General features: G+C 51.2%; 20 protein-coding genes. 12 read left to right on the top strand and 8 right to left on the bottom strand.

Features of this window, described 5'->3' with window-relative positions; all coding sequences use genetic code 11:
* Positions 1 to 86: 86 nt before the first annotated feature.
* Both U5919_RS04590 and U5919_RS04585 read left to right on the top strand, forming a co-directional pair.
* Entirely contained in the window at positions 87 to 3,293 is a 3,207-nt protein-coding gene (locus U5919_RS04590) for a DUF499 family protein (RefSeq protein WP_336022466.1), read from the top strand.
* A gap of 136 nt (positions 3,294 to 3,429) precedes the next feature.
* Positions 3,430 to 4,356: a helix-turn-helix domain-containing protein gene (locus U5919_RS04585; protein ID WP_336022464.1), complete on the top strand. Its 927-nt coding sequence runs from the start codon at positions 3,430 to 3,432 to the stop codon at positions 4,354 to 4,356.
* 48 nt (positions 4,357 to 4,404) lie between these two features.
* Here the strand turns inward: U5919_RS04585 and U5919_RS04580 are convergent, their stop codons facing one another.
* The 3 genes from U5919_RS04580 to U5919_RS04570 form a co-directional block, all read right to left on the bottom strand.
* Positions 4,405 to 5,283, bottom strand: coding sequence for a hypothetical protein (locus tag U5919_RS04580; protein ID WP_336022462.1), 879 nt, complete (start codon positions 5,281 to 5,283; stop codon positions 4,405 to 4,407).
* Positions 5,284 to 6,111, bottom strand: coding sequence for a hypothetical protein (locus U5919_RS04575; protein ID WP_336022459.1), 828 nt, complete (start codon positions 6,109 to 6,111; stop codon positions 5,284 to 5,286).
* Positions 6,112 to 6,583: 472 nt separating this feature from the next.
* Positions 6,584 to 8,299 carry a DUF262 domain-containing protein gene (locus tag U5919_RS04570; protein ID WP_336022457.1) on the bottom strand — a complete coding sequence of 572 codons (1,716 nt, stop codon included), beginning with the start codon at positions 8,297 to 8,299 and terminating at the stop codon, positions 6,584 to 6,586.
* A 194-nt stretch (positions 8,300 to 8,493) separates the two neighbouring features.
* Between U5919_RS04570 and U5919_RS04565 the strand changes: the two genes are divergently transcribed.
* The 7 genes from U5919_RS04565 (at position 8,494) to U5919_RS04535 (ending at position 15,650) form a co-directional block, all read left to right on the top strand.
* Entirely contained in the window at positions 8,494 to 9,129 is a 636-nt protein-coding gene (locus U5919_RS04565; RefSeq protein WP_336022455.1) for a hypothetical protein, read from the top strand.
* 185 nt (positions 9,130 to 9,314) lie between these two features.
* Positions 9,315 to 11,963 carry a DUF1156 domain-containing protein gene (locus tag U5919_RS04560; RefSeq protein WP_336022454.1) on the top strand — a complete coding sequence of 883 codons (2,649 nt, stop codon included), beginning with the start codon at positions 9,315 to 9,317 and terminating at the stop codon, positions 11,961 to 11,963.
* 91 nt (positions 11,964 to 12,054) lie between these two features.
* Entirely contained in the window at positions 12,055 to 12,357 is a 303-nt protein-coding gene (locus U5919_RS04555) for a hypothetical protein (protein WP_336022453.1), read from the top strand.
* Between the two features lie 166 nt (positions 12,358 to 12,523).
* Positions 12,524 to 13,051 (top strand): hypothetical protein, encoded by a 528-nt coding sequence (locus tag U5919_RS04550; RefSeq protein WP_336022452.1) that lies wholly within the window; start codon positions 12,524 to 12,526, stop codon positions 13,049 to 13,051.
* Entirely contained in the window at positions 13,038 to 14,753 is a 1,716-nt protein-coding gene (locus U5919_RS04545; RefSeq protein WP_336022450.1) for an AAA family ATPase, read from the top strand. The genes U5919_RS04550 and U5919_RS04545 overlap by 14 nt, the downstream gene beginning before the upstream one ends.
* Positions 14,750 to 15,223, top strand: coding sequence for a hypothetical protein (locus U5919_RS04540; RefSeq protein ID WP_336022449.1), 474 nt, complete (start codon positions 14,750 to 14,752; stop codon positions 15,221 to 15,223). Before U5919_RS04545 ends, U5919_RS04540 begins: the two co-directional genes overlap by 4 nt.
* Before the next feature lie 43 nt (positions 15,224 to 15,266).
* Positions 15,267 to 15,650, top strand: coding sequence for a DUF8076 family protein (locus tag U5919_RS04535; protein ID WP_336022447.1), 384 nt, complete (start codon positions 15,267 to 15,269; stop codon positions 15,648 to 15,650).
* A 4-nt stretch (positions 15,651 to 15,654) separates the two neighbouring features.
* Here the strand turns inward: U5919_RS04535 and U5919_RS04530 are convergent, their stop codons facing one another.
* The 4 genes from U5919_RS04530 to U5919_RS04515 all read right to left on the bottom strand — a co-directional run bounded on the left by U5919_RS04530 (position 15,655) and on the right by U5919_RS04515 (position 20,689).
* On the bottom strand, positions 15,655 to 16,101 hold the full coding sequence (locus U5919_RS04530; protein WP_336022446.1) for an ASCH domain-containing protein: 447 nt from the start codon (positions 16,099 to 16,101) through the stop codon (positions 15,655 to 15,657).
* Entirely contained in the window at positions 16,070 to 17,521 is a 1,452-nt protein-coding gene (locus U5919_RS04525; protein WP_336022445.1) for a PIN domain-containing protein, read from the bottom strand. The genes U5919_RS04530 and U5919_RS04525 overlap by 32 nt, the downstream gene beginning before the upstream one ends.
* A 172-nt stretch (positions 17,522 to 17,693) precedes the next feature.
* Positions 17,694 to 19,460, bottom strand: coding sequence for a 5-methylcytosine restriction system specificity protein McrC (locus U5919_RS04520; RefSeq protein ID WP_336022443.1), 1,767 nt, complete (start codon positions 19,458 to 19,460; stop codon positions 17,694 to 17,696).
* Positions 19,460 to 20,689 carry an AAA family ATPase gene (locus U5919_RS04515; protein WP_336022441.1) on the bottom strand — a complete coding sequence of 410 codons (1,230 nt, stop codon included), beginning with the start codon at positions 20,687 to 20,689 and terminating at the stop codon, positions 19,460 to 19,462. Before U5919_RS04515 ends, U5919_RS04520 begins: the two co-directional genes overlap by 1 nt.
* A gap of 392 nt (positions 20,690 to 21,081) precedes the next feature.
* Between U5919_RS04515 and U5919_RS04510 the strand changes: the two genes are divergently transcribed.
* Entirely contained in the window at positions 21,082 to 22,050 is a 969-nt protein-coding gene (locus U5919_RS04510) for a hypothetical protein (RefSeq protein ID WP_336022440.1), read from the top strand.
* Between the two features lie 76 nt (positions 22,051 to 22,126).
* Here U5919_RS04510 and U5919_RS04505 read toward each other — a convergent pair whose 3' ends face one another.
* Positions 22,127 to 23,551 (bottom strand): hypothetical protein, encoded by a 1,425-nt coding sequence (locus U5919_RS04505; RefSeq protein ID WP_336022438.1) that lies wholly within the window; start codon positions 23,549 to 23,551, stop codon positions 22,127 to 22,129.
* 598 nt (positions 23,552 to 24,149) lie between these two features.
* Here U5919_RS04505 and U5919_RS04500 point away from each other — a divergent pair.
* Positions 24,150 to 24,728 carry a hypothetical protein gene (locus tag U5919_RS04500; protein WP_336022436.1) on the top strand — a complete coding sequence of 193 codons (579 nt, stop codon included), beginning with the start codon at positions 24,150 to 24,152 and terminating at the stop codon, positions 24,726 to 24,728.
* 35 nt (positions 24,729 to 24,763) lie between these two features.
* Complete coding sequence (locus U5919_RS04495; protein WP_336022434.1) at positions 24,764 to 25,882, top strand: ATP-binding protein; 1,119 nt, start codon at positions 24,764 to 24,766, stop codon at positions 25,880 to 25,882.
* Positions 25,883 to 26,011: the final 129 nt, after the last annotated feature.

The raw sequence follows: 26,011 nt of genomic DNA, 5'->3' as shown, positions 1-26,011 counted from the left end.
AACACCAGTATGTGCGTTTTCAGGCCTGAAACTGGAGTACCCGAGCGTTTATTGTCTCTTGCTGAACACTGCTTAAGTATCAAAAGATGTCGGGAACTGAGGCTTTGCCCAAAACTCTTGAAGACACGGTTACCCTGAGCCGTGAACTTCGAGACGATGGCCAAATAGACGGACAAGTAAAACTCTACAACGTTGAGAACGACGACGAGTTCGAATCAGATGCCGAGCTCTTCTTCGAACGGACGCTGATGACACAGGGGCTTCGAGAAGCTCTCACGATCCTGCGGGATTCTCTGACCGGCGACGACCCACGCGGAACACACATTCTCTATGGCCCGTACGGCAGTGGGAAGTCCCACCAGATGGTCGCGCTCTATCACTGCTTCGATGATCCCGGTGCTGCGGCAGATTGGGCTAGCGACTCGGTTGAGGGATTCGAGTCAGCGCTCCCCGATTCTGCGATCCCGATCACGGTCGCAATGCAGAACGAGCAGTACGAGTACCTCTGGGAGCCCTTCTTCGAAGCACTCGATTACGATCCTGGAACGTTCGAGTCCGGCGGCTACCCCGATATGCAGACCATTCAGGATGCCGTCGGCGACGAGACTGTCGCGTTCTTCGTCGACGAGCTCGAAGATTGGTTCGACACGCTCCAAGGCGACCGCAAGAGCTCGAACAAAGCGTTTCTGCAGTCCCTACTCGAATCGACCGCTCTCTCGGATCTCGAACTCTACACGATCGTCTCCGTGCTCCGCGAGGATTCCGAGGTCCACGACATCCTGAACCGAGAACAGGCGGTCGAAGTCAATATGAACAACCAGGTGGACAAGCGGGAAGTCCTGCGCCACCGCTTGATCGACGACATCGACGAGAGTGCCGCCCGCGACATCGTCAACGGGTACTTCGATGCCTACGACCAGTCTGACCACGTCTCTCTCCCGGACGATCTACTGTCCGAGATGCACGATCTCTATCCCTTCCATCCCGTGCTGCTCGATGCACTCGAAACGCGCTACTACGCTGATGAGGGGAACCAGAATACACGCGGGATGATCTACCTCTTCTCGAAGGTTCTCCTCGAAATGCAGGACCAGACGGATCTGATCACGCACGGCGATATAGATGCGATCGGGTTCGAAGACGAACTGGCCAAGATCAATTATGAGCGGCTGAACGCCGCCACAGGCGACATCAAAAGCCGCGTCGATACAGACGCCGTTCCACACGGTCGCCGGGTTCTGAACACGATTCTCCTGTACTCTCTGAAACCGAGTGAGGGAGAAGGAGCCGACGTTTCGGAAATCGTGATGGGCGCGTATCAGACGGGTGACCTCGTAGCCGATGTCGTGCTTGATCTCGAACGGTTACACGGGGTGGCGTGGCATCTGCACAAACTCAACGGGAAGTACGCGATCCGCGACCGGCAGAACCCCAACGCACTCATCCGGAACGCCGCAACCGACGTGTCCGAAACGGCAGCGAAAGCCGAGATTGCGGACTTCATTACGGACATCTTCGGCTCGAACGCGTATCCTGTCGGGTTCCGCACGAACGACATTCGGGACATCCCCGACTCTCGTGAAATCAAGGTCGTGGTGAAAGACGACCAGTGGACACAGGAAGAAGTCGAGAAGGCCATCACGAACGATGGTCGTGGACGCGAGTGGCGCAACACGCTCGTGTTCGTCCAGCCCGCTGGCGACAAGGCCATCGAATCCGGAACGCGGTACATCGACAAGGCACGGTACATCGAGGGGGCTCGACAGGTGCTCGCAGACGAGTCTCTCGACGAAGAGATCCGTGAGTCCATCGAGAGTATGAAAGAGCAGGAAGTGAGCGAACTCCAAGAGGAGCTCCAGTTGCTCTATGGCGAGGTTCTCGACGGCGACGACCTACTCAACGAATTCGACCTTGCAGCTCCGATGGACCTCGATGTGTACGTCCTAGATGGTGCTGAGCTGAGCGCGTCAAATATCGCTGACTCCGCTGCTGCCGACCCCTTCGATCTACAGACCCACGTCTGGCCAATCGTCGAAGATCTGCTCGACCGGCGTGGCGAGATTTCGATCGAAGACATATACGAACAGTTCCTGCGAGATCCCGAACTCCCCATCCCCGGAAGCGCCAACGACGTCCTGAACGCTACCGTCAAAGCCCTGGAAGAGAAACCGATTCTCGCCCGCGATTCGAGTGGGTTCCGCGACGACCTCTCCGGCAGTTCGCTCGACACGGTACTCGTCCACAAGAATGCCGTCGGGGTATGGGGCGTCGACGACGTGGAACAGGAGCTCCGACAGCGGTTCGGCAGCGGGACGACAGCGCTCGACATCGGGGACTTCGAACTCGAACTCGTCCAGGACGGAGAGATCTGGATCGATGGGGACAGCCACGACATCATTATGCGTGCCATCGGTCGACTCAACCGCGAGGATCAATACGTCATCGTCCGTGGAAACGAGATTCTCGACAAACCGCAGTCGGACGCGACGCTGCGGGATGTCGGGAGTGCGACCGTGGTCGGGGCATCTCACCTCTCAGAACAGATTGAAGAATCTATCGACGAGGATGGGTACGCGAACCTCGATACGATAATCGGAGAAATTCGAAGCGATGAGAGCGTGTTCCTGCCACCCGATGAAACGGAGACTGTAGCACTTGAGGCAGTCAACGACTTCCTTGTGGACCAATACGTTCTGGAAGCCGGTGGTCGGTACCTAGAGTCACTCGGTGACCGTGACCCCACGACTGTCAAGATCGTGCCGACGGTTTCAGACCGAGTGGGCGAGCAAATCTTAGAGTATATCGAGGAGCTCGATCCTGGCGACCAGTTCACCGTGAACAAGGTGACCGACCGGTTTGACAGCAGCGTCACCGAACATATGGTTCGGACGTTCTTGCTGGAGAACATCGGCAAGGACGAAGAGCCCGAGTACGTCGTCAACACGACCGGATCGGACAAGGCGTCTGACTGGGTGCCCGGCTATCCGTTCCGGAAGGCAGACACAGAAGCCGACACGTGGCGCTTCGAGTACAACGGCGAAGACGTCGCGGCGATGCGGAAGAAATGGCGAAAGGAGCATCAGACTGGCGAGGTCGAATACGGCGATGTCACGTTTATGCTACCGGATAAGGAAGGCGTTCCTGGAACGCTACAGGGGACTGCCGACGTTGACCGCACGCAGGTGAGCCTGACGCTTCGATCCGGACAGGACTACGCCAAGGTGCAGGATATGTTCGAACGGATGCCGGACGAAGCGACGAGCTTGCGGATCGAGATCAGTTTCCAGAAGTAGCGCTCAAAATAGACTATTTGCTAAGAGATGGGCCGGCCGGCCCCTACTAGAGTAACTCGGAAAATATAATTAATTCTACCATTTGTCCCAAATTCGCCAAGGTGCTTAAATACTACACGGGCAATTATGAGACAACATGATAAGCGAACGAGGACTCCGAGTCCTCTCGGCACTTGGCACCCCAAAGGGACGTCATGAGCTGGCTGATGAACTAAATTACCGAGAGGACACAGTCTCGGATACTCTCAACGACTTGGCCCGGCGTGATCTCGTCGTCAAAGAACGCGTTGGCAACAAAATCATCGCCAAGCCAGGTAGTGCCCGCTGCGTTGAAGTGTTCCAGTCACTCACGAAATCGAATCCTCACGTCGACTTTCCGGATCTACTCACGCCTTCGATACTGAATATCCTGTATTATCTGAGTAGTGACGACGAGTGGACGGCAACCGAACTGGCAGAGCAAACGGGCCACGCACGCGCAACGATTTACCGCGGACTACAGACGCTCACAAATCGAGCGATGGCCGTCAAGCAACACAGTCAATACAGGCTCACGGATGCGTTCAATGATCTCCACGTCTTTGCGTACGAACTCCAGCACCACACCCACCTCGTCCGGATCAAACACGACGTTGGAAGCGGAACGATCGTCTGGGAGTCACACGATGAATTTCTCGTCCGCACCGATACTGCTGTTGAACATTCTGATTACCATCGGACAGGGCTCGATGCCTTTTCTGAGCACGGACTTCAGTTTTTCACGACATCCGATCAGTACTACTTCTATTCAGAGGATCGTGAAGCGCTCACGCCTGAAGATCTGTTCTGCCATCTGCTCCTTATCGAAAACGATTCTCGTCACCGGAAGTACGCTCTCTTGCTTGAGGCGAAGACGGACCTCTCACTGGAGCGTCTGCTAACGGTTGCTGATGGCTATGGGATTACGGAAATCGTCGAACCGCTGTTGGAATTTCTGGAAACGAAAGGCGAAAAGTCGTCTGCAGCAACGCCGCGATGGGAAGAGTTCGAAACGCTGGCCGATGCGTACGGAGTCGAACTATGACCGGAGAAGCCACCTTCGCCTCGGGCCCGATCCTACGAAGCAGTATTTCTACAATTTCTGTTGGATCCAATCACTATATTTAGACGGGTTAGATCTCATATCCCAACCAAGCTCAAGTGGATACTTATCAAGCCGATTATTCATATGATTTTTCTGTGAATCGAAGAGGTCATCATGCATAATGTTTGTTGCATGAAGTTCGACCACCTCTTCAGCATCTTCATCGATACATCCATGGCGGTGGTTGGAGCCCCACCCATGTACAGCCAAAAGCCGGTTCTGATCAACGCGCATCCAGCTCATCCAAAGTTCTGCTTCTTCACGAATCATCATTAGTGTTGCTCGTCCAACGTCAACATCGGATTCACCTTCATCTTTGACCACCTTCCAAAAGATGAGACCGAGTTCATCTACCGGATCACCAGCTATCTCGATATTCGTCACCTGTATCCCGATAGGTGTTTCAAGATCAAGGAGTTGACTCCACTCCTCGGAGAGGCTAATTAACTTTCCGTCAACCACGACACGGTATCCGCTTAGATATTCATAGGTCGGGCGGGGTGTTTCATCTTTGTAAAATATTGGAATCGAATTAGTAGTTCCTGCAAGTATCTCGTCTTCAGATTGAACTGCTGCGCAATAGTGATCATCGATTGAAAACGGTCGACATGGTAGGGATCCAAGTAGCAAAGGAGCATTCCTTAGGGAACTCTCATAAGCAAGATCGCGTGTGATTGGCACAAAATCTGAAAAGATACCGCTTACCCGGATTTCATCGCCAAAATCAACTTCAGATTGCTGAATCGATTGTTGTAGAGAGTCGATTGAGACTATTCTGCTCACGTAGACTGATTTGAGTTTACTTAGAGTGTCAACAGTTGCTTTATAGGCCTGATAGAAAGCAAGTGCGTCATCCAAACCGTACATTCAGGAACTCACCTCTGTGCCGACACGGATCTGAAGGTAATCTCGTATTTCTAAATCTAATTCAAGGAGTGGTATTTCGATAGATGAGTCTATTAGATCTCCCGTTGCGGGATTAAATTTGAGTGAAACTTCCTCAACAGTCGGAGTTGTAGTTGGACCTGAACCGCCTGTCTCAGGGGATGCAAAATGAAGTAGTCTCTTTGGTTTTCTCTCCGAAATAGGTGTGTTGATGATGTCATTGTAATTGAAGAAAATGCTGTGAGGAGCCTGCTGATTGGGATATACATCGCTACCAGTGAGAAAACCGTCGTCTGTGGCGAAATAGAACATATTAGGGGACTGTTCAACGTTCGGCAAGGACCCCCAATGAACCTTTACAGGATATTCCAAAGTTTTGTTAAGTAATTCTTCAAATCTATTTCGAACATCATCGGATAACGATTCAACCGCATTTTCGCCAAGGTCCCTTTCGTAAGCCACGTATCCACCAAACATCGGAAAATCTACTTTGAGGTGGTTATCGTTGATTAATTCGTCAACTGACGATAACACATAGTACAGCGAAACGTTATGAGGAAATGTACCAATATGAATCAGGGGAAATTCGTCACAGAGTTTGGACTCTAACTTATGCTCCCCTCTTTTTCGGAAATCTTGAACAGCTCTGAAATGAGAACTACGACTCCCTAATCCACTTATCAAGAACGAATCAAAATATACGACATTTCCAGCCATATCAACACGCCCTACTTCATTACTCCATTCGAATTCATCTAACATCGTCTTATGTGACTTGGGGATTCCGGAGGAGATCTCGTCTACAGTCATCATCTAAATTATAGGAACTTCCTACTTTATTTCTTCGGCGAGTAGTATGGGTGGTCATAAGGTACATTCTCCCGACGTAACTCAAGGCTCTATGGCGTAGTACCTAAGATGCAGTAAGAGAGTGTCATAGAACATATCAAACCGTGATGATCGTGCTTCCCGGATTGTCTCTGGGTTCGTAGTTGGTGATAGCGAAGACGAGGCGAAGGCACAGGGCAAGAACCACCTAGTCAGCACCGTAGACACTACCTCAACGACAATTGGACAAACTACCGCTACCATTCTGTTGCATCGAACCTATGTATTCAACAAGCCCGTCAGAACCTATCACTAGCTAAGGATTACAACAAAGCCGTGTGCTTTAAGTAATGAAAAGAGCACATCAGCTTGCTAGACAGCCCCAGTACGATTGGCAGGAATTGGATTGTCGTTCGTTGTTTTCAACGTGACTCTGATGCAGTTTGGAGGCGATTTAGAGATTCCAGACTTCGGTAGCGATTTCAGCGAGCTGCGTGCTTCGTTCCTCGATTTCTGAAACGCCCCACCGATCTCGGTCTTGTAACTCGTGGGTCATCTTGAAATCGGTTCGGTCTTCGGAGTAGTACTGTTGCTTTTTCTCCAGCGACCTGTTCGAGGCGCGGATATTCGGATCCTCTTCGAGGAGCGTTAGATTCCCGATCCGCTTTTTGAAATCAGCGTGTTCGTCGTCGCTAATATCGAATGGTTCGAGCCAGAGTTTGGTTAGATTCTTTCCGGGATGTTCTGGCAGGATATGCTCGATATGGACCTGGTAGCGACTCTCGACGACCTCTTTTCCGCCGTGGCCGTAATGATCCTCTTCGATCTTGCCGAGGACGTACTTGGTTCGATCTGACCGCGAAAAATCCTCTTGGGTGAAGTGTCGTTCGAACTGTTCGTCGGTCGGGAATCGGCCCTCTGACCGAAGATAGTCGTCCATATATTGGAGCGGATCATCGGCATCGAACGCGTTCTGGGCCAGATGATTGAAAATCGTGTCGTGTGGGCCCGTGTTTCGGTCACAAATCTGTCTCCGGATGAGCAGGGCGTTCGACTTTCGAATCACCCCCTTCAGTAAATCGACGTCGTCTGATTCAGAAAAGGCGCGGAGAAAGAAGGTAAACGGGGTGATGGAAACGATCTCGGCATCGCGGAGCAGTCGGTTGATCTCGGCGTTTTCACTACGGGAGAAGTGATCGATGTCCTGCTGTAACAATTTCCGAAAGAGCGTCGACTTCTCCCGAATGTCGGTCAGCAGCGTCTCCATATCATCGATCTCGTCGATGATTTCGGTGAACGTCGGCTCGTACAGTTTGCTCTTCGTGATTTTCTGATTGATGCCGAGAAGACTCGAAGCCATGAAGTACTGTCTGAAGAACGTCGGGCCAGAATCGTTGAGATGGGTGAGGCTATCGATGTTTTTGATGATCTCCCCCCACAGGTCTTCGACCCTGTCCTCGTCGACTCCGCCTCGTTTGGCAGCTTTCATCAGGAGATAGTTCTTCATCAGGTCAATCGGAGAGAGCGACAGCCCGCGGTTGTTCATCGTCTCGAACAGATGGTACGCCTCGGAGTGTCCCTTCGCTGTTATCGACACGTAGATCAACTGATCGAGGATCCGATCGTGTAGTGACTTGACTGCATCAAGCGTCTCACATTCGGCATCGAGCTTGTCGCGGAAGTACTGGTACGCAGCTTCGATTTTCCCGTTATCGATCTCGTCGACGTATCCATTGACGAGGCTCTCGTAGCTGTCGTGATCGAGGTTACCGAGAGTGAGGCGCATTCCTCGTTTCTCTCCGTCCCGATCGACGATCCAGAGGTTCCCTTCTATCGACTCCATCCGCTGTCCGATCTCGTTTTCGGTATAGTTGGCTTCGAGATGATCGCGGATCGCACAGAGGAGAATCGAGATGGTCGTAATCCGCTGTTGGCCGTCCACGACGTCGATCTCGTTCGTTCCCCCGGCGACGTGTGTCCCGGACATAAACACGATCGTTCCGAAGAAATGGCTCCCCTCTGGGTCGATGCTGTTCAGATCGTTCCAGAGATCCTCGAAGTGTTCATCTTCCCACGAGTACCGCCGCTGGTAGGATGGTATACGCAGTCGCTCGTTTTGGTTGAACAGATCTCCGATCTCTTTAGGTCGGATTTGCTCCGCTATTTGCATCTTGCCCCTTACTGGCTTTTCTATCCCTATAAATACGGCCCGCTAGCTTTGTTGAAATCTTGAGAAATGAATAGAAATAGCGCGCAGGACAAGGATGATCTGTCACTATAGTTCTGTTCGCTGTGAACACAATTCTCGTTAGTTGCACCAGTCAAGCGTATGGATTGATGACCCACGTACACTAAGCCGACCATATGGTAGACCCGTACCTCGTTCGCTCATTGAAACGAGTGCATGATCAAGCCGCAAACGATTTGCAAGTCACCGAACCCACGTCGTCACAAACCACCGCTGAACGCTTCAACGAGGTTCTGAACGATTTTCAAGATGGATACTCTGACAACGATCGGTTAGCCAGCATTGATGAAGTGGAAGGAACGCATGCATCGTTGACCCGGCACCACACAATTGAACGAGCGAACGAAGATCTTCGAGAAATTAAGTTGAAAACGGAGCAGATCGCAGACTTGTTCGAACTCGACGTCCAAGACTTCGAACGCGTTGACGACGTAACGGAAATGCGACCTATCGTGATTCAACAACACGCCATACAGGAAACGGACGTGACTACTGAGCAAACAGTCGAACTAAACATCACGATTGAGCACATTCAAGAAACAATTCAACACATTCAGCGTCCGCCTGAACAAAAGCAAGAACTCGAAGAACTCCTGACTGAGTTCGAAGAAGAATTGCAAGGTGAGCAGGATGAGACTCGATTGCAGCGATTTTTGGGAGCGGCAGCGAACATAAGTGAAGACGTGGCGACACAGATGGCACAACGAGCGCTTATGTACGGAGTCACTGGCGTACTCTCGTTAGCAGGTTGACCTCAGGGATACCCGTGAAGATCGCCGCCGTCCTCTGTAGAATCCTCTCTTGGTCGTGGAAGTCAGAACAGTTCATCATTGCTCAATAGGATACCCATCATAATTCCTCGTTCAGAACGATTCTACAACTTACCGAGACTGCACAATTATAAGGCTCGTCCGTAATCTCCACTACATACTGAATTATGTCTGAGCAATCCGGATCTCCACCTACCGAACGCGAGCGGACGGAGCTCCCCATCGAACGGGGATTCCCTATCGAGCGCGTGAACGAAATCGCAGAGAAAGAAGGCCGGGCGAAGATGCACTACCGGCCGATCTACACGATGCACAAGTGGTGGGCCCGAAGACTCGGCTGTGTCTTCCGGGCAATCTCGCTCTACACGCTCCTCGATGATCCGGAGAAGGTCGAGGTCTTCGAGCCCGGACAGGACAACGAGACGCTCGCTGATTGGGGCGACGAGACGCAGACGGACATCGCATCGCTTATCGATCGCGTCGATCTGAGCGACCCTGAGAGCCTCTGGGAGCTGTATCCCAAGGACGTACGTGTGGAAGATAAGAAAATTCTGGATCCGTTTATGGGCGGCGGCACGTCACTCGTCGAGGCGTCGCGGTTCGGTGCTGAGGTCGTCGGAAACGACCTGAATCCCGTCGCGTGGTTCGTCACGAAGAAGCAACTCGAAGCTGGGCAGACCGATGTCGGAGAACTAGAGGCGGCCTTCGAACAGATCAAAGAAGACGTTGCTGACGAGATTACGCAGTACTACAAGACGCCCTGTCCGAACGGCGATCACGAAGCGGACGTGATGTACAACTTCTGGGTGAAGGAACTGGATTGCGTCTCCTGTGGGCACACGGTTCCGTTGTTTAAGGACTACCGTGTGGCAAAGGGTCGCTACGAGAACGACGACAAGTACAATGTCCTCTGCCCAGACTGTGGCTCGGTGACGCTGGTGGATGACTGGCAGTCGGAAAGCGTATGCAACGACTGTGGCCACGGATTCGTCCCGAAGGAAGGGAACGTCTCGCGTGGTGGGAAGTACAATTGTCCCGACTGTGGACAGAAGTACGCGATTACGGATGCAATTCAGGAGCAGGGTGGATACAATCTGTGTCTCCATTCAGTTGAGTATTACTGCGAGCACTGTGATGAAGCGGGAGAAGAAACGAGCGCGTATAAGGGCTACAAACAAGCAGAAGACGCCGATATATCGCTATATGAAGAAGCCAAACAAGAGTGGGAGAACAACGATGATTTACGTGAGTACGTTCCCAGCGAAGAGATCCCACCGGGACATATGACTTCCGAGCGGAATCCTCTTTTTGATCACGGGTACGAGAAATGGGAAGATATGTTCAATGAACGTCAACTCCTCTCTCTTTCCACTTTACTCAAAAGTATATCAAAGGTCAAAAAACGAAATTTGAGAGAGTATCTTCTTCTCGCTTTCTCTGATTGTCTGAGAACAAACACGATGATGACCTCATATCAATTCACAGCAAACAAATCAAATCACATATTTAAAACAAATTCGTTTGACCCACCGAATCAACCATGTGAAGGGAACGTCTGGGGAGCAAAGTTCGGGATGGGTACTTTCAACTCCATATGGGATATGGTTATCACTGGTGTTGAGTACGCCAAAAATCCAACTGAGCGATACATTAGTAATGGTGAGACAACGGAAACTGAACCATTTTCTCAACCGATTGGAGAAAATGCCACCGTCACACAGGGTGATATGCGACTACTTGATGATGAGAATGAGTATGATGCCGTCATAACAGATCCCCCCTACTACGATAATATAATTTACTCAGAGGTGGCCGATTTCTTCTATGTTTGGCAGAAAATCCTTCTTAAAGAATACTATGATGGCTTTGATAGTTCAAAGACACCACGAAAAGAAAGTATCGTTGCGAATCCATTCCTTGGAAAAGGTTCGGAAGAATTTGAATCAGAACTTCATGAGGCTTTCTCTGCAATCAACCGTACTCTCAAGAAAAAGGGAGTTCTGAGCTTCACATATCATCACAGTGACTCCGAATCTTGGGGAGAACTGCTCGAATCATTATGTGATGTTGGATTTGAAGTTACAGCGACCTACCCTGTTTCAGCAGATCTTCATAAGTTCATTTCTGGCGAAGCTGTTTCCTTCGACATCATCGTCGTAGCCCGACCAATTGATGAAACAGAACCCGCATCGTGGAACTCGCTACGCCGCGACATCTACCGAACAGCCCGTCGCACCCGAAAACAACTCGAAGAGAACCGGAACCTCTCACGGGGCGACATCGGCGTGATGGAGATGGGCGCGTGTTTCCGTGAATACTCCAAGCATCACGGCAAGGTCCAGCGCGACGGCGAGATTATGTCCGCCAAGGAAGTCGTCCAGGAGATTTACGGGATCATCCAAGAGGCTAGCGACATCGGCGTCGAGGACGTGTTCATCGATCTCCTCGACAGCAACGACCCGTCCTTCGACGACGTGAACAAACTCTGCCGGGGGACGAACGCGACACCCGAGGAGCTGAAACAGATGTGCCTCTACAACCAGGACGACGGCTTCGAGCTCGGCACGTGGGACAACGAGAAACGGCAAGCCTACATCCAGGAGCGTACCAACGGCGACAGCGGCGATCACCTCTCAAACCTCGACAAGCTACAGTTCCTTCGGTACCGGTACGAGAAAGGACAGGCCGTACAGAACTACGTCGATAAGTGGGGTGTTGACGACGACCTGCGGGAACTCGCCGGGCGGCTGGCGGACGTGACCGGTGACGACACCTACACCCGAGTCCTTGGGGATCGAGACATCACGAGTTACTAATCCGCTCTTAGATCTCTCGTTTCGCCTAACAGAGCCGCTAATGGCTTGTGGCACCACAAAACATTTAGATAATTCTACCATTTTGAGACGTATGGGTTACAACACGGGGATGGTGAAATACTTCATCGGGGTGGTTCTTTTGAATACGTTCCCGATGTACGTCTTCGGGAGTGGAATCCTGACGGGCTGGGAGTTTCTTAACGCGTTTGCCGTGAAGCAGTCGGTGGATGCAGCGCTGTCTGTTGCGCTAGATTACTATATCGCTAAGCTCACACCGTTCCCGCTGGATGAATTCCTCACAGCATCGGGGTTTGAGGAAGTACTGATCAGCATTGGCTTTGCCGTGTTAATAGGAGCCGCTGTTGCGAGCGTGAAATGGCGAGCGGCTGTATAGACCGACTCCTCAAAGAGACTCCAGCTTAATTTTCAGGGGTGGTGGCAGGCGTGTAGGAGTGTCGAAGAGGTCGGACCCACCATAGTTTGCCTATCTGTGAATCGGTGCTGAAAGTGTTAACGTCCAGAACGTTTATGATACGCATAGTCGTTGGTCTGTCTACAAGATGGGGATTACATCACAAGTGAAGAATGGTGGGTGGGGTGCACTTTTCCTCTACATTCATTCCCTCTTTGTGTTCCTTTACTGGGACGTTCCACTCGTTACCTCAGACCGCCTAGCAATAGTTGCCGCCGCAGTGCCTGCATCCATTGTTATGTTCGCAGTTGTCGTTCTAAACCACTGGCTGAACTATTACTGGGCAGGCGGACACTTGAAGCGGTCCACGGAAATTATCGATCAGATAACTGGGAAACGCAATTTCTGGCACTCAGCCTCGAAAGAAACGCAGGAGACGATTAACGACTTCGACGAGAAGGCGTATAGCCACCATATCTCTATTCTCTCTGGCATCATCAATGCGATCACTGTCCCAATCACGGGGTATTTCGTGATCGGATGGCAGGGGATCGTGGTCGGTCTCCTAATCTCTATAATCTTGCTCAGAGGGCTAAGCGTTCGGTCTTATCGGGAGCTGAACCAGCTGGCGAAAGAGCTCTCAATCCCATACGAGGAAAACTATGAAAATCAGTAGACTCAAAGTCGAGAACTTCGCAATCGATGAAAGTCCGACTATCAATGAGAGAGCAGTTGGTGGTCGGGACTTGCTGTTGTACGGTGGGAATCGGTCCGGGAAGACGCTCATTTTCAACGCACTCCTCTACGCGTTGTATGGTCGTTCCGGTACTTTCGGCGTTACACCAGGACAACGTAGCGAGGTTAGTGCCTACTTCGATAACTCAGACGCAGTGCTACGCGAACGACACCATCGGTACGAGCACAATGGCAAGACGCTTGATGCAACCGAGGGAGTAAAACGGTTCATCGGGCCTGAAGAAACGGTCAGGTTGCAGTTTATCACTTCAAATCCAGCAGATCAGCCAATAAGCACGCTAAATGGAGACGAGTTGCTGGACAGGATACGAAGTGTATTGCAGACTGAGCATCAGTCCGAGATCGAACGACACCGAAGAGCCAGAGCTGAATTAGAGCACCTAAAAGAAATTCGTCGCCGAGGGGAAGATCGGCCGAGTGTCAAACAGCTTGAGAGAGACCTAAATGCGCTCCCAACATCGAGAATCAAGAACAGAATTGAGGACATTGAGGAGCTCCAGAATCTCATCGATTCCGGTGAGATCGAGAGCATCAGTGCCCGGCTGCAGAAGAAAGACGAGGTTGCCGAGCGTCTCGGTGAATTATACGACAAACGCCGCACACTAGAGGATACTCTCAAACAAAAGCGAAGAGAGCTCGGTGACGCTTCTCGGTACACACAAGAGGTGAATGACCTAATCATCGATGCGATCGAGGAATTCACCTGCCCGGTCTGTGGTCGCTTGGTCGAAGAGAGAGTGGCGCGCAATCGGTTGCCGAATAACTGTCCGCAGTGCGGCCGACCACGGGACCTATCTGAACTTCGTGAACGACTTCGTGAGAAGGTAGATAATGCAGATACACAGATCCAAGATCTGAAAGAGGAAATCAGCGAGCTGGACGAAGAACTGGCGTCAGTAAAGGCGGAAATCGCAGAGCTTCAGGAATCCGAACCAGGCCTAGAAGGACTGAACCAGTTCGTCAGAACCGCGCTTAAACAGGCCGATTATGACCTGGATAAGCTTCAGGAGAGGACTACTCGTGAACTGGAGAGTCATCGGAGTGAACTCGAAGAGTCCAAATCGAAACAAAAAGACCTCGAACAGCAGTTAAAGCAGCGACGGGAACTACTATCGGCGTTTGAAGAGTCCGAAGAACTGGCAAATGAAGCAGCAGATCGGCTCGAACAAGAGGCGTTTGACGAAATTCGAGAAGAGTTCACTAACCGGCTCTCTCAGGTTTACAAAAGCATTGCTCCTGATCTAGGAACGAACGTTGGGATCACCTCTGAAGGAGAACTGGAATTCCCCGGTACTGGTTCCGAAGGCAGGCGCTCATATGACCGGTTGAGTAGCGGTGAGCGGCGACTGATGAACTTGGCTTTCAGTCTCACCTTAGCGAAGTTCGCCCAGGAAAACGAGGGAGCTCATAATTGGGAGATTTTAGTCCTTGACGAGCCACTGACGAATTTGGAATCAGACATCCAAGATGCTGCCGCACGCTATCTCCGGGAAGCGGATGTTCAGGTCATTATGACGTCCCCACTCGATAGAATCCAGTCGCACTTCCGAGATGATGAGTCTGAAATTGTATCCCTAGAAAGAATTAGAACCGAAGACTCGACTCTTGAGGAATTCCTATGAGCGATAAAGATCATCATCCAGAACTTCTCCTGCTACACGAATCCGGTGGGGAAATCAAGGGGCGAGGGAAATACCAAAAATTGTTAGATCGGTATCGACGTGAGGCCGAAGAAACGGATGTTGAACATATCGTCAAGGAGCGTGGACCGTTCGATGAGGGTTTGTCAACAAGTGTAAAGCGGCATCTCGATCTGGGGATGCTCGAAACAGACGATGAGGGACAATCGCGTGACGTAAAGGAGACCCAGAAAGGTGAACGGTATATGAGTGGGTTTGAACGGACGAAGCTGTACTTAGATGATTCATTTCAGGACACACGAGATCGGATGCGACAAATAGTCTCTGAGTTTGGGGAGATGAGTATGAACCAGTTGGTTCAAAAACCAGACGTTCAACAAGATAAACAGCGCCCACTTGGAACGCCATTGTCAACTGAATCCGAGTCGGAAGAAGTAGAAGAAGAGGATTGACAGTACAATTACTTAACGTGGCAGGGCTACTTCCAAAATAAGAATGGCAGGCCCAGGTCAAATTCCAGGGCGATACAATCTCGTCATCGAGGGGAAATACGACACGTTCGACCACCAGATTCCCGTTGAAGGGTTTATTCGGCATCTCGAAGACGATGATGTACCTGACAAGGTCAGCGTTATTGGCCTCGGAGAAGCATTCGAGGACGGCGAACTAGCTACTGAGCTCGCACGCGCTATGGATCGTCGAGCAAATGATCTAGAATATCAGAGTCCGACGATCCAGTTCGTCGTCGAGGGCTCATTCCACCGACAGGGGAAAACGTTCGATTTACGCTACGAGGACGAACTATATTCGCTTCAGGAAGTCTTCGGTCCGCAACTGGAGCGAAGAGAACAGGGAGATTGGATCACGTCGCCGTTCTAATCCTTCAGTCACTAGCTACAGGCGGTTCCTCGGCATCTTGCTCTAATAGTGATTCAAATTCTCCATTTACGTACTGGAAAGACACGGGTGGAGTGAAGTCGTCAAAGTGTTCTGTTGGATCGATCGCAGTCAGTAGCCTTTGGGGGTTGCCGATTTCGATGGCGTATCCTTCTTGCTTCCCACTGTAATAGTCCATAAATCGCTCTCGCCCTGTTATTCCAGAGTCACCCCCATACTGTTCCCATAGCGCGCTAGGAGATTCGTTGATGATCTGCTGTATCTCAAACGAACCAACGATTCGTTGAACCGGCGAAGAAGCATACAAGATCACATTTTCTACGGAATCAGCCTTCCTAATTGGGGTTTTTCTGAACTCGTACTTCTTTTGGCTTGACAAGATCTTTTCAGCGAACTCTGGTTTAATTGATAATAAAACGTTCATCGATGTCACCTAGCTTCTTAAGTCGTTCATAGGACGATTCGTCTAACTGCTGAATAGTCTGTGGGGGGCCTGCAAGAATATCCTCATCTCGAAGCACTTGATACCGTATTGGGTCCGCGAAATCGAAATGCCATTTGAAAAGGAGAACTGTCGTTGGTGACTGAGCAACCTTTGTTATTTCATTGATTGAGAAGACAGACCGGCGACCAACCAATTCCATAAGTTCGTCTGGGTCTTCCACACCGTATTTCACCTGTTCACACACACCTAACGATGTGACTTCTTTGTTATCGTGGGAACGGTAGAAAATGAGTATGTCAGCTGGCTCTATACGTCGGATGTTTGCGTGAGTGAGATATGCCTTTTTAATCGCATTTGACTCGGGGATAAATTGTCCAGTCACCTCTGGCAGCGTCGGTTGTCGTTTATCGTAGGTAGCGAAGAGTTTGTTGTGCCATTTTGGTTGGATGGGTATCAAGAACTTTTCAATATGTGGGCCGTCCTGGAAACTTGGGTAGAAGCGGATTACCGTTTCAAGCGGATCAGGATCATCTCCAGGCCCCGGGGTGAGCCGTTTTACGAAGACTGCCTCATCGTCCTCTTTGTTCGAGGCGTGTTGGAATCCGTATTTGGAAATCAATTTTACCAAGTAATCGGACTCTTCATCGATGTAGTGCGTAAGGTAAATCTCTTCCAATCCGCGATTAATCGATTCTCGGACTGCAAGACTAATCAATAACTCTCCAGCTTTGGATCCCCGCTTTCTCTCGGATACCTTAAGAGTGTTAATCTTGAGCCGCGGTTTCGGACTTAACGTGGGGTTCTCACCAAGTTCTTCAGCTTCATTGTATTTCAGAATGAGTACAGCACCAAGCGTGCCGTCCCTATTCCAGTTAACCCACGCATCTCGATCGGGATGATCAGCGAACCACTTCTCGAATTTGCCATATTCTTCCTTCAGGGAATCAAAAATCGGATCATCAACTCCCAACTCACCGACCGTGACTTTTTGAATTGAAACTGGTGATCTCAATTCATCTTCTTTCTCTCTGAAGTGCTTTGCACCTTCTTCGATTGTTAGGACTTTGTCGGTGATTCCAAGCAGATCGGCTTTCGTGTGCATCGGTTGATCTTCGGTGATGAGTAAGTCAACCCGATCATCGTATACAGCATATAAGAGTGCGTTATCGACTTGCTCACGGTCACTATCTGCTGAACCGTTGACTTTGTTGTAAAAATGGTCGTCGTCCGGAGATGGGTAGGGTGGAAAAGTCAGCTTCGCATATGTCGCAATCTTTGACTGAGACTTCTCTCTAATCTGTTCGTTTTTATGATTCTGTATTTCTCCTTCAGAGAGTGGATGCACCAAGATATTGTGCCCAGCTGTCTTGAGCAAGTTCTCTAATTCCTGTAACGCTTCAGGAATCACACGGTTTTGTTCACGAGTGATGAACACGTTCGTATCTATTAATATATTCAAGATTGTTCACCACGCTGACCAGTAACAGCTTGAAGTCCTGCTGCTAGTTAATAATACTAGCGCCGAAAATACCCAATAGACGATTCAATTCACGATCCAAATATCCACGAGGAAGATTATCTTACAAAAGTTTCAGCGGTCCCTCTTTTTCCACCTCTCCCGACCCGTTCTCTAGGAAGTAGAGGTCAATCCACTCTTGACTCCCGTCACGACAGAAAACGGGCACGCACGTCGTCGCATACTCGTACCGACGTTCACACCGCATCTCGATCTGCTCCCGCGTCCAGTCGCCGTCTTGCTCCAAATCGTACCGATTACGGACTTGGTAAGAGTACTCGTCAGCCGCGGCTTTGATCACCCGGAGCGAGAAGTCCCGAACGTCTTTGAAAGTGAACGGGCCACTCATCTCCTTAGCCCGGTGCAGATCGCTTTCGTCGACGCCATCGAGGCACAGTTCGTTTTCGGGCGTTGCGACAGCGTAGAACGCTTCGAGTTCCGGGCACTTCTCGCCGAGGACGCCGTGGAGATACTCGTGAACGACCTCGTCGTATGCGCTCAGTCCGAACTCTCCGTCCGGCGAGACTATCTGTAATTCGGCCCCCGTTTGTGCCACCCGGCGTCGACGGGGTTCAAGTAACGGACATAGGAATGCGAGTCGATCTGCGGAAAGCAAGTACGCGTAACTGAATAGCCGGGAACGGGATGGAGACTCTTTCACCGGATCGTGGCCTTCGGCGTAGTACTTCGAGTCCAACACGGCGATCGTCTCTTCGCCTTCTTGGAGCGCGTGGTCCGGCTCGTGGTAGATCTGGCCCTCTCCCTCGAAGGGCTTCACCGAAGGTGATCGAACCGGGGTAACGTCATCCAGCTCTCCGAGGTGGTCGTACGACTTGACATAGTTGAGCTCGCGCTCGATGACGACTTGCGAGTACTGCTCGAAGAGCGACTCCATATTCAGGACGTAGTCCACCACCAGCTCTCGTGGGCCGTCACGCAGCTGTTGACCGAGCGACGACGACATCACCGCCTTGGAAACGTCGAACGCCTTGCGATAGTACTGACGCTGTTTCGGCAAGTCGTACAGCGAGATTCCCCGATACTCGTCCATTCGGTCGAGCCCGCTGTTCACACCCATACTCTCCAACCGCTCCACCTCGCGGTGGACTTCCGAGAAAATGCGATCGTACGCCGGGTGGTCGTTCTCGGGGGATTTCTGACGGAAGAGCCGAAGCAATGTCTTCCCCGCGAAGTGGAGCAGGGAGTTCACCGCGTTGTTGTATTCGGTCTCGTTGTGGATCCAGTGCGGTTCGATCGTTCCCCGAGCGTGGTTCAGCAATGTCTCCCCGACGTCGATATTTCCACGACCATCGAGGCTATTCGTCCGTTGGATTACGAGGTCACGAATGTAGCCGTGCCGCTGGATAGTCTCTAGTCCGTCGAGATAGTTGATCGCCAGAACGACGAACACGTCGTCGAGATGGATGTCGTCGGAGAGGAAATCCTGTAGCGGGATGCCGTGATATTCGACCGACCGATTCTGGTCGTACACGGCCAACAGCATATCGAAGATGTGCTCCCACTCGATCTTCGGATCGACCTGCACCTTCGACGAGGGCGTCAGGCTCACGACCCCAATAATGTCCGTCGCTTCGATGTGGAGTATCTCGTTGTCGTCGCCCTCAACTGTGACCGTCACGACCTCGTACTCTTGATCCGAGTCGAGTGCCTCTTGCCGTTTCGTAAAGACACCCGGACTCTCGCGTGTGAACGACGCACGACGAAGCTGGTCCGTGATGGACGACGGACACCCCTCTATGCGGATTTCACCCCGCTCTGGGATGTTGAAGGTATCTTGCCCGTACTCGTAGACTTCGTCGACGGCGCTCATTACTCGTAGGAGCCCATCTGCCGCCGCTCTTGTTCGAGTTCTCGTTCGGCAAGTTCCGCTGCCGGGGACAGGTCGAATTCCTCGAATTCACCGTTCAGTGCTCGGTAGTGTTCCGCGATACGCTCGATCTGTGGAAATGCGGCTGCGTTCAGTAGACGGGGAACGATGTAGGTTCGGAACGCCTGTCCGACTGCATCCATCTGATCATACTCGTATTCGCCACCCTCACGGCAGCCGACCCCGAGGAAGACGGCAACGTCCCGGTAGTGCATCGGCCCGAACCGCATAATCGCGCCCTGTGATGTCGATTCATTCCCGTGGTTGATCCCTTCGTAGTCGCGTTCGAACAGCCGCAGGATCTCGTTTTCGTCCAGATCCGTGTCGGTGGTAACGTGGGTAGTGATCCAGTCGTCGAAGAGCCGCTGACGCTTGTCGTCCTCGTACTCGTCGAGTTCGATCATCGCAAATCGGCGCGTGATCGCGTTGTCCAACTCGTTCACCGTCCGGTCCGACATATTCATCGTACAGATGATGTTCACTCGCTCGTCGAGCTCGATCGTCGCTCCCTCGTCGGTCTCGAAGATCGTCTGGTGAGGGTTTTCGATAGCCGTGTAGAGCGGGCCGAAAATCTTCGAGATGTCTGCCCGTGTGATCTCGTCCAGGATCACACCGTACTCAACGTCGAACGCGCGTGCACGCTCCACCGCTTCGGAGACACACCCGAGTTTCGTTCGGTAGCTCAGCGATTCACCAGTATAGTCCGGACTGACGCCACCAATAATGTCCGACGGCGTCCACGACGGCGTCGCCGTATTGAGGCTATAGCCGATGCTGGTCTCTCTGGCGAGTTGTTTGGCGAAGGTGGTTTTCCCGGTTCCCGTCGGTCCGTACAGGACGACCGGCTTGCCCGCCTCTAGCGCTACTTTGGCGTTCCGCTGGACATCACGCGGGACGAGAATATCTTCGGGGGTTTCGTCGCCTCGAAGGCTCACAATTCGCTTGAGTCGATCGGATGCTAACGGAGATTCGAGAACGGCGCGACGAACTCGCCCGAGGCCACGCTCTCCATCGTGGGTTCGATCGAGTTCGGCATCCTCGATGAGGTACTCCAATACTTCTTCGCTCTCTGCGTTCTCGATTGCTTCGACGACGTCATCGGTAACGCGACGGAGAATCCCGAGATCCTCTTTCGCCTCTTCAACCGAATAATCGTCCGATGACCCACTCATATGACATAGAGGTGTAGTGTGAGGTATATAAAAACCGTTGGCTCTGTTGAAATCCTTGGAAACTGAGGCTATTACTCCGGTCGCGGTCAATACAGGGAGCGATGGAACATTTCGGTTGAGGACCTATCGGTTACTGAGTAGGAGCGGCGTGCGAGAGACAGAGGATGTTTTCCTCACAGGGTGTCCGTTTATTTCTGAGCCTTCTCTCCTGAATCAGCTGTAAGAATTCGCCTGCGTATTGACCACGGAAGTCTCTGACTGCTGTAGATAACATTCGCATCGCTGTGTAAGAGTGGTTTATACCTGAGAGAGAACAACAAGCAGCTATGAATACCAGAACCAGTGGGATCTCAGGTGGAGGGGTGAATTTTACTTGCCGTCACTGCGATTCTATGATTGACATTCTCGACTTCCCGGATCTGCAGCCAAGTTCAATGGAACCAGATCAATTTGTGATCTGCCCCTACTGCCAGAGCGGTTTTACCTTGGATACAGGAGTACTCCAGACACTACATCGGACAGGAAGTGTCGAAGGAAATTATTTTAATATCCCGCTCACTCCTGGAGGAAGACAGATTGACGATTTTAACGGAGTAAACGTAGGTGAGACACGCCCAGTACCGATGCACAAAATACACGAGGGTTGTGAATACACTTCGCTATTCATTACCGGAGCAAGCCGCAAAGGAATAAACGAAGAAAACTGGCTACCCTTCGAGATCGCTGACTCCCAGAACCAAGCACGGCTGGGAGACAACCTTCTGATTACCGTTGTTCGAACTGGACCTACAAATCTGGCGATCAATTCAACACTCCGTGAGGATCGAGACGGTCAGGGACCACTCAGTTTCGGAGACGAGGTCGATGTCTCATACCGGGCTACCGTATCACACAGAGAAGTGACGAACCCGACATGGGTTGACCTCTTAGTGGATGCACAGCACGCTATTCAAGAAGATAATCTGCTTGCTGCAATACCCCTGCTACGCTCAGCAGTCGATAATTGCCTGATCAGACAGATGATCATCTATTATCGGTGGGAGGGACACGACCTTGACAGCGCAATTGACGAAGCAAACGACTTAGAGAAAGGACATCTGAACCGGTATACAATTGCTAAACACGGTTTAGAAGAAGTGTCTAATACTCGACTTACATCTGGTCCGTACGCCCAGCTATGGGACGATTTTGATGATGTTGTCCAACAACGAGACTCTATCATCCACTGTGAGACTGATCCTTATTTAGAGGAGCCAGAGGAAGCGGACGTTATCAAGTTATTCAACACTACAGTTGCTGTTCTGGTAGCTGCCTACGATCTCTTTGAGTTTTCTGGCGCTGTCGAAACTCATAACGGGTGACAGGAAATGCTTGCTGAATATAGGGGTTGGGTTTAACTTGATTCCACACTCATAGAGACATAGTACCTGAGGAACACTAGGCCACATTTAGCTTCACTTTTCTGAAGTCCTTGCCATCGTAAACCATCTCATAAAACTCAACAGGAGAGGAATTACCATCTTGGTTGTTTTCGGAGATGATCTTCATCACCTCAAAACGATCCTCAACTGAAGTGCGAAGGCCAAATACAATTCCTTCAAGTTGGGACATATCATATGTGACCTTACGATGAGACCCTTCTGATTCCAACAGATCAGGAAGCACCATACGAATTTCTTGTTCATATTTCCATTTGCTCAGCTTTCTCGTCGACATACTGCGGAAATGGTTCCAAAGGTTATCTCGCCAGGCATCCAGATCGTCTACGATTTCACCGATCATCTGACTAGTTCTTCCATCCGGCGTGGAATGCCACGCTGACTCAAGTTTCGGGAGCGGGAGCGTGCCTAAAAACCGGAAGAAGTCCACTTCTGGCGGTGGAGATTCATAGTCAACGGCATACAATCGTGCTGTGATCTCCCCCGAATTAGATTCCGAATCTTTCGGACCAGCGCTCTCGTTGACATTCATCTTGCCCCATGACCCGTCAGTTTGGCGGTCTGCGCGGAACATCAACGCGGCCCCTCTATGTTCGTCTGCATACGTAGCCCACATCGGAGGACTTGCGCATTCCTTTGCGAAACACAACGTGTGCCAATTCGTGTGAATGAGTGAGTTGGTTATTTCTCTTATATACTGGTCGGGAAATGAGTGGTACAAGAGGTTGTATTTCTTATGTTGCAGTTCAAATTGCTCCACCCCCGGCACCGCCTGCTGTAGGTATATGTGTGATTCTAAGGGTCCAACTAGCGATGCTACTGATTCTAACAGTTCTTCATCCTCATCAGCCATAGCGGCAGAAATAGCATCCAACAGTCCCTCAACAGTTTCAGAGCCACCAGAATTCGTAACCTCAGGCCACCCTTCCGGAATCACTTCCGATGCCCTCATTCTCTCTAATACAGACTCGAGTGCCGAGCGGTGGATGACCGACAAGATATGTTTGAGATTGTTTCTCTTCAGTGGCTCTGGCAGGGAAGCTAGACTTGAAGCAACTCTTTCGAATCCTTTCGCTTCGAAAAACGACTGACAGATGGAATCGAATTGTTGGCGACGCTCATCTGTGGAGAGATCGCCACGGGTGAGCTTGGGTTCTATGGCATATTCATCGAGAGTTTCCTCGTCATCAGAAAGCGCACACGTTATGGCCGCCTGATGTAGATTCAACAGATAATGTCGGAGCAGGTTCTCCCACAGGACTTCGTCTCCTTCCCAAAATACATCTTGATATCCCTCAAGTGGGTCGTTAAAGTATCGTGGTGAGGAAAGTGCCATCTCCTGGTTCTCAAGCTCGCGGTAGTCGTTATCGCGGTCGTCGTCAATCAAATATTTCATTGGGCGAAACCTGTAGATAATGGTCATAAGACTCCCAACTTCGCATAGCTTTTAACCTTTTGCGGTGGTGTATCCAGCAACGGCGAGGAATCAACGCAACCCAGGGCAGAAGCCCAGAGACAAGATGTCGAACTACAAATCACGATGGTAAGTGCTGCGTTTGTATTGAGCGATCCAATTACCTGAGAGTTGCACCAGACTCCGTTCAAGATACGCGCTGTGTATCTTGCATAACTCCACGGACATCTGTCGAATCTGGCAGGACCAATAGAGGTATCTACGCACTCGGCAGCGACCGGCTGTTTCAGACAATAATGCGTCTGAAGAATAGGATTTCAACAGAGCAAACCGCTCCTCGACAGCCAGAGTTGACAGGACGGCTATAAGAGACAGTGACTCGGCCGCGTTGTGGGAATAAATCGAAGGCCAGAACGGATCAAATTAGTCATCTTCGCAAATAAGCTATTCGCCCGAATAGCGCCGTCTAGAGGCCTGTGAATATAGAAATCCAAGCTTATTTTTAAGTACATCCCCTCTAGTTAAATGGAGCCCGTCCCCGGCGATCATCGCCAAAGGGGCCGCGTGCTAGAACACGCGACCGGGCTGTTCCAACCAAGAAACAGCAATGTCTACTACGCCAGCCCACCGTCAAATCTCTGACGGCACGAACACGCTTTCACCTGCAAACATACCCGTTGAATCGCTCCCAGTCGTCGAATTAAACGTCCATCAGCTTCGAAGAGCTGCCGCCCTCGCGTACGAGCGCAATCACTCCTACACGCGTATTGACGGTGGTGACGTGTACAGTTCGGACTCGATGATGAGTCACCTAATTGGGATTATCTGCGAGATGGCTGTTGCATCGGCTTATTCTGCAGATGTCGATATGCAGACATACCGATTTGGCGACGATGGAACTGACCTCGATATATGGGATACCACTGTAGATGTGAAGGGAACAGCTACGACCGCAATGCGTCGGCCCGAGCTGTTGGTAAAGCCGTATGAGTACCTCAGCGCTGATCTGTATTTCCTAGCACACATCATCGAGTGGGGTGCTGAAAGTGTGCGTGTTCGGATACACGGATATACAGACGAAGAAACAGTAACCGACCGTGAGCCGCGTAGACACCCCGGATTCGATAAAAACTATGTCGTGGAACCGAGCGAGCTGACTCTCCCCCCGTGGGTCCGGACGGACTAAAAGGAGTCTCGATGCAACCAAATTACGCCCCAATAGTGATCACTGCACTTGTCGGTGGCGGCAGTCTGATAATCGGCATCGTGTTCGCTAATTCGTATCTCATCGGGTTGGGAGCCTTAGCTACGATCTGCTCATTGGGGTTTCATCTGATCACGTCAGGTAGCCCGGAACAGGGAGAGAACACAATGGATCCAGAATTCGTCCGCGAGAGGACGAGCCAGTGGTCGGACCAAGATCTCGATTCATCAGCTCGACAGCGATTACAGCCACATCTCGCTCAACAGGCCCGTGTACAGTCGAAACCGAACCAGCCCAGTGACGGTAACGGTTCTAAGCAAGACCAGACACAAACGCGAGATGCAACGTCACTGGATTCATCTGAACTACAGTACCGATGGGAGACCGACATAGACGTCTCCTTCGAGGATGTTGGCGGAATGGGCGATGTCAAGCAGGAACTCCGCCGGGACGTAATCAAGCCCCTGACGACCCACCGAGAACAAGCAGAGCAACTGGGTATCTCCGCGTCGAATATCGTGTTCCACGGTCCACCCGGAACTGGTAAGAGCTACCTCGCGCAGGCGCTTGCGTCAGAGCTCGGATTCCGATTCACCCAGCTTAGCGGGGCCGATGTACAGAGCAAATGGATTAATGCATCCGGTCAGAAGGTGCAGAGACTATTCGACGAGGCAAAGCAGATAGCTGCAGACGAGGGGGGTGCAGTCATATTCCTCGATGAGTTGGATTCAGTATTGAAGAGCCGAGACACCCGAAGCGCACACGAGGAAGATAGCAAGGTTGTAAACGAGTTTCTACGCCACTTGGAAACCACGTCTGAACACAATATCGTATTCATCGGGGCAACAAACCGACTGAACGCTCTTGATCAGGCAGGTACCCGGTCGGGGCGGCTCGATAAGAAGATCCATATTGGATTACCGGATCACCAAGGCCGAAAAGACATCCTGCGCGCGCAACTGGCTGACCGACCAAACAGCCTGTCGGCCGACCATCTTGAGCAGGTTGCTGGTTGGACCCCGGAGCGAAGTGCAGCTGACTTGGAGCAACTCGTGGATAACGCTGCACGGTCGAGTCTAGACCGAGGAGACGACCAGATCACGTGGGTCGACATCCGGCGAGTTATTTCGCCGTAGCTCTATTCGAACTGCGCGTGACGATTCCGAAATTTTCGTCATTAAAGAAAACAGGCTGTGGCAGGTTTTCCTGATGATATGGTCGTGCTGTCAACCTGGTATCCGGATTCTGAGTAGATGGTATTTGAA

Origin of the sequence: Halobellus sp. LT62 (assembly GCF_037031285.1) — an archaeon.
Classification (GTDB): Archaea; Halobacteriota; Halobacteria; order Halobacteriales; family Haloferacaceae; genus Haloquadratum; species Haloquadratum salinisoli.
The sequence above is the reverse complement of the archived record's forward strand: the minus strand, read 5'-3'. Positions and strand labels throughout refer to the sequence as shown.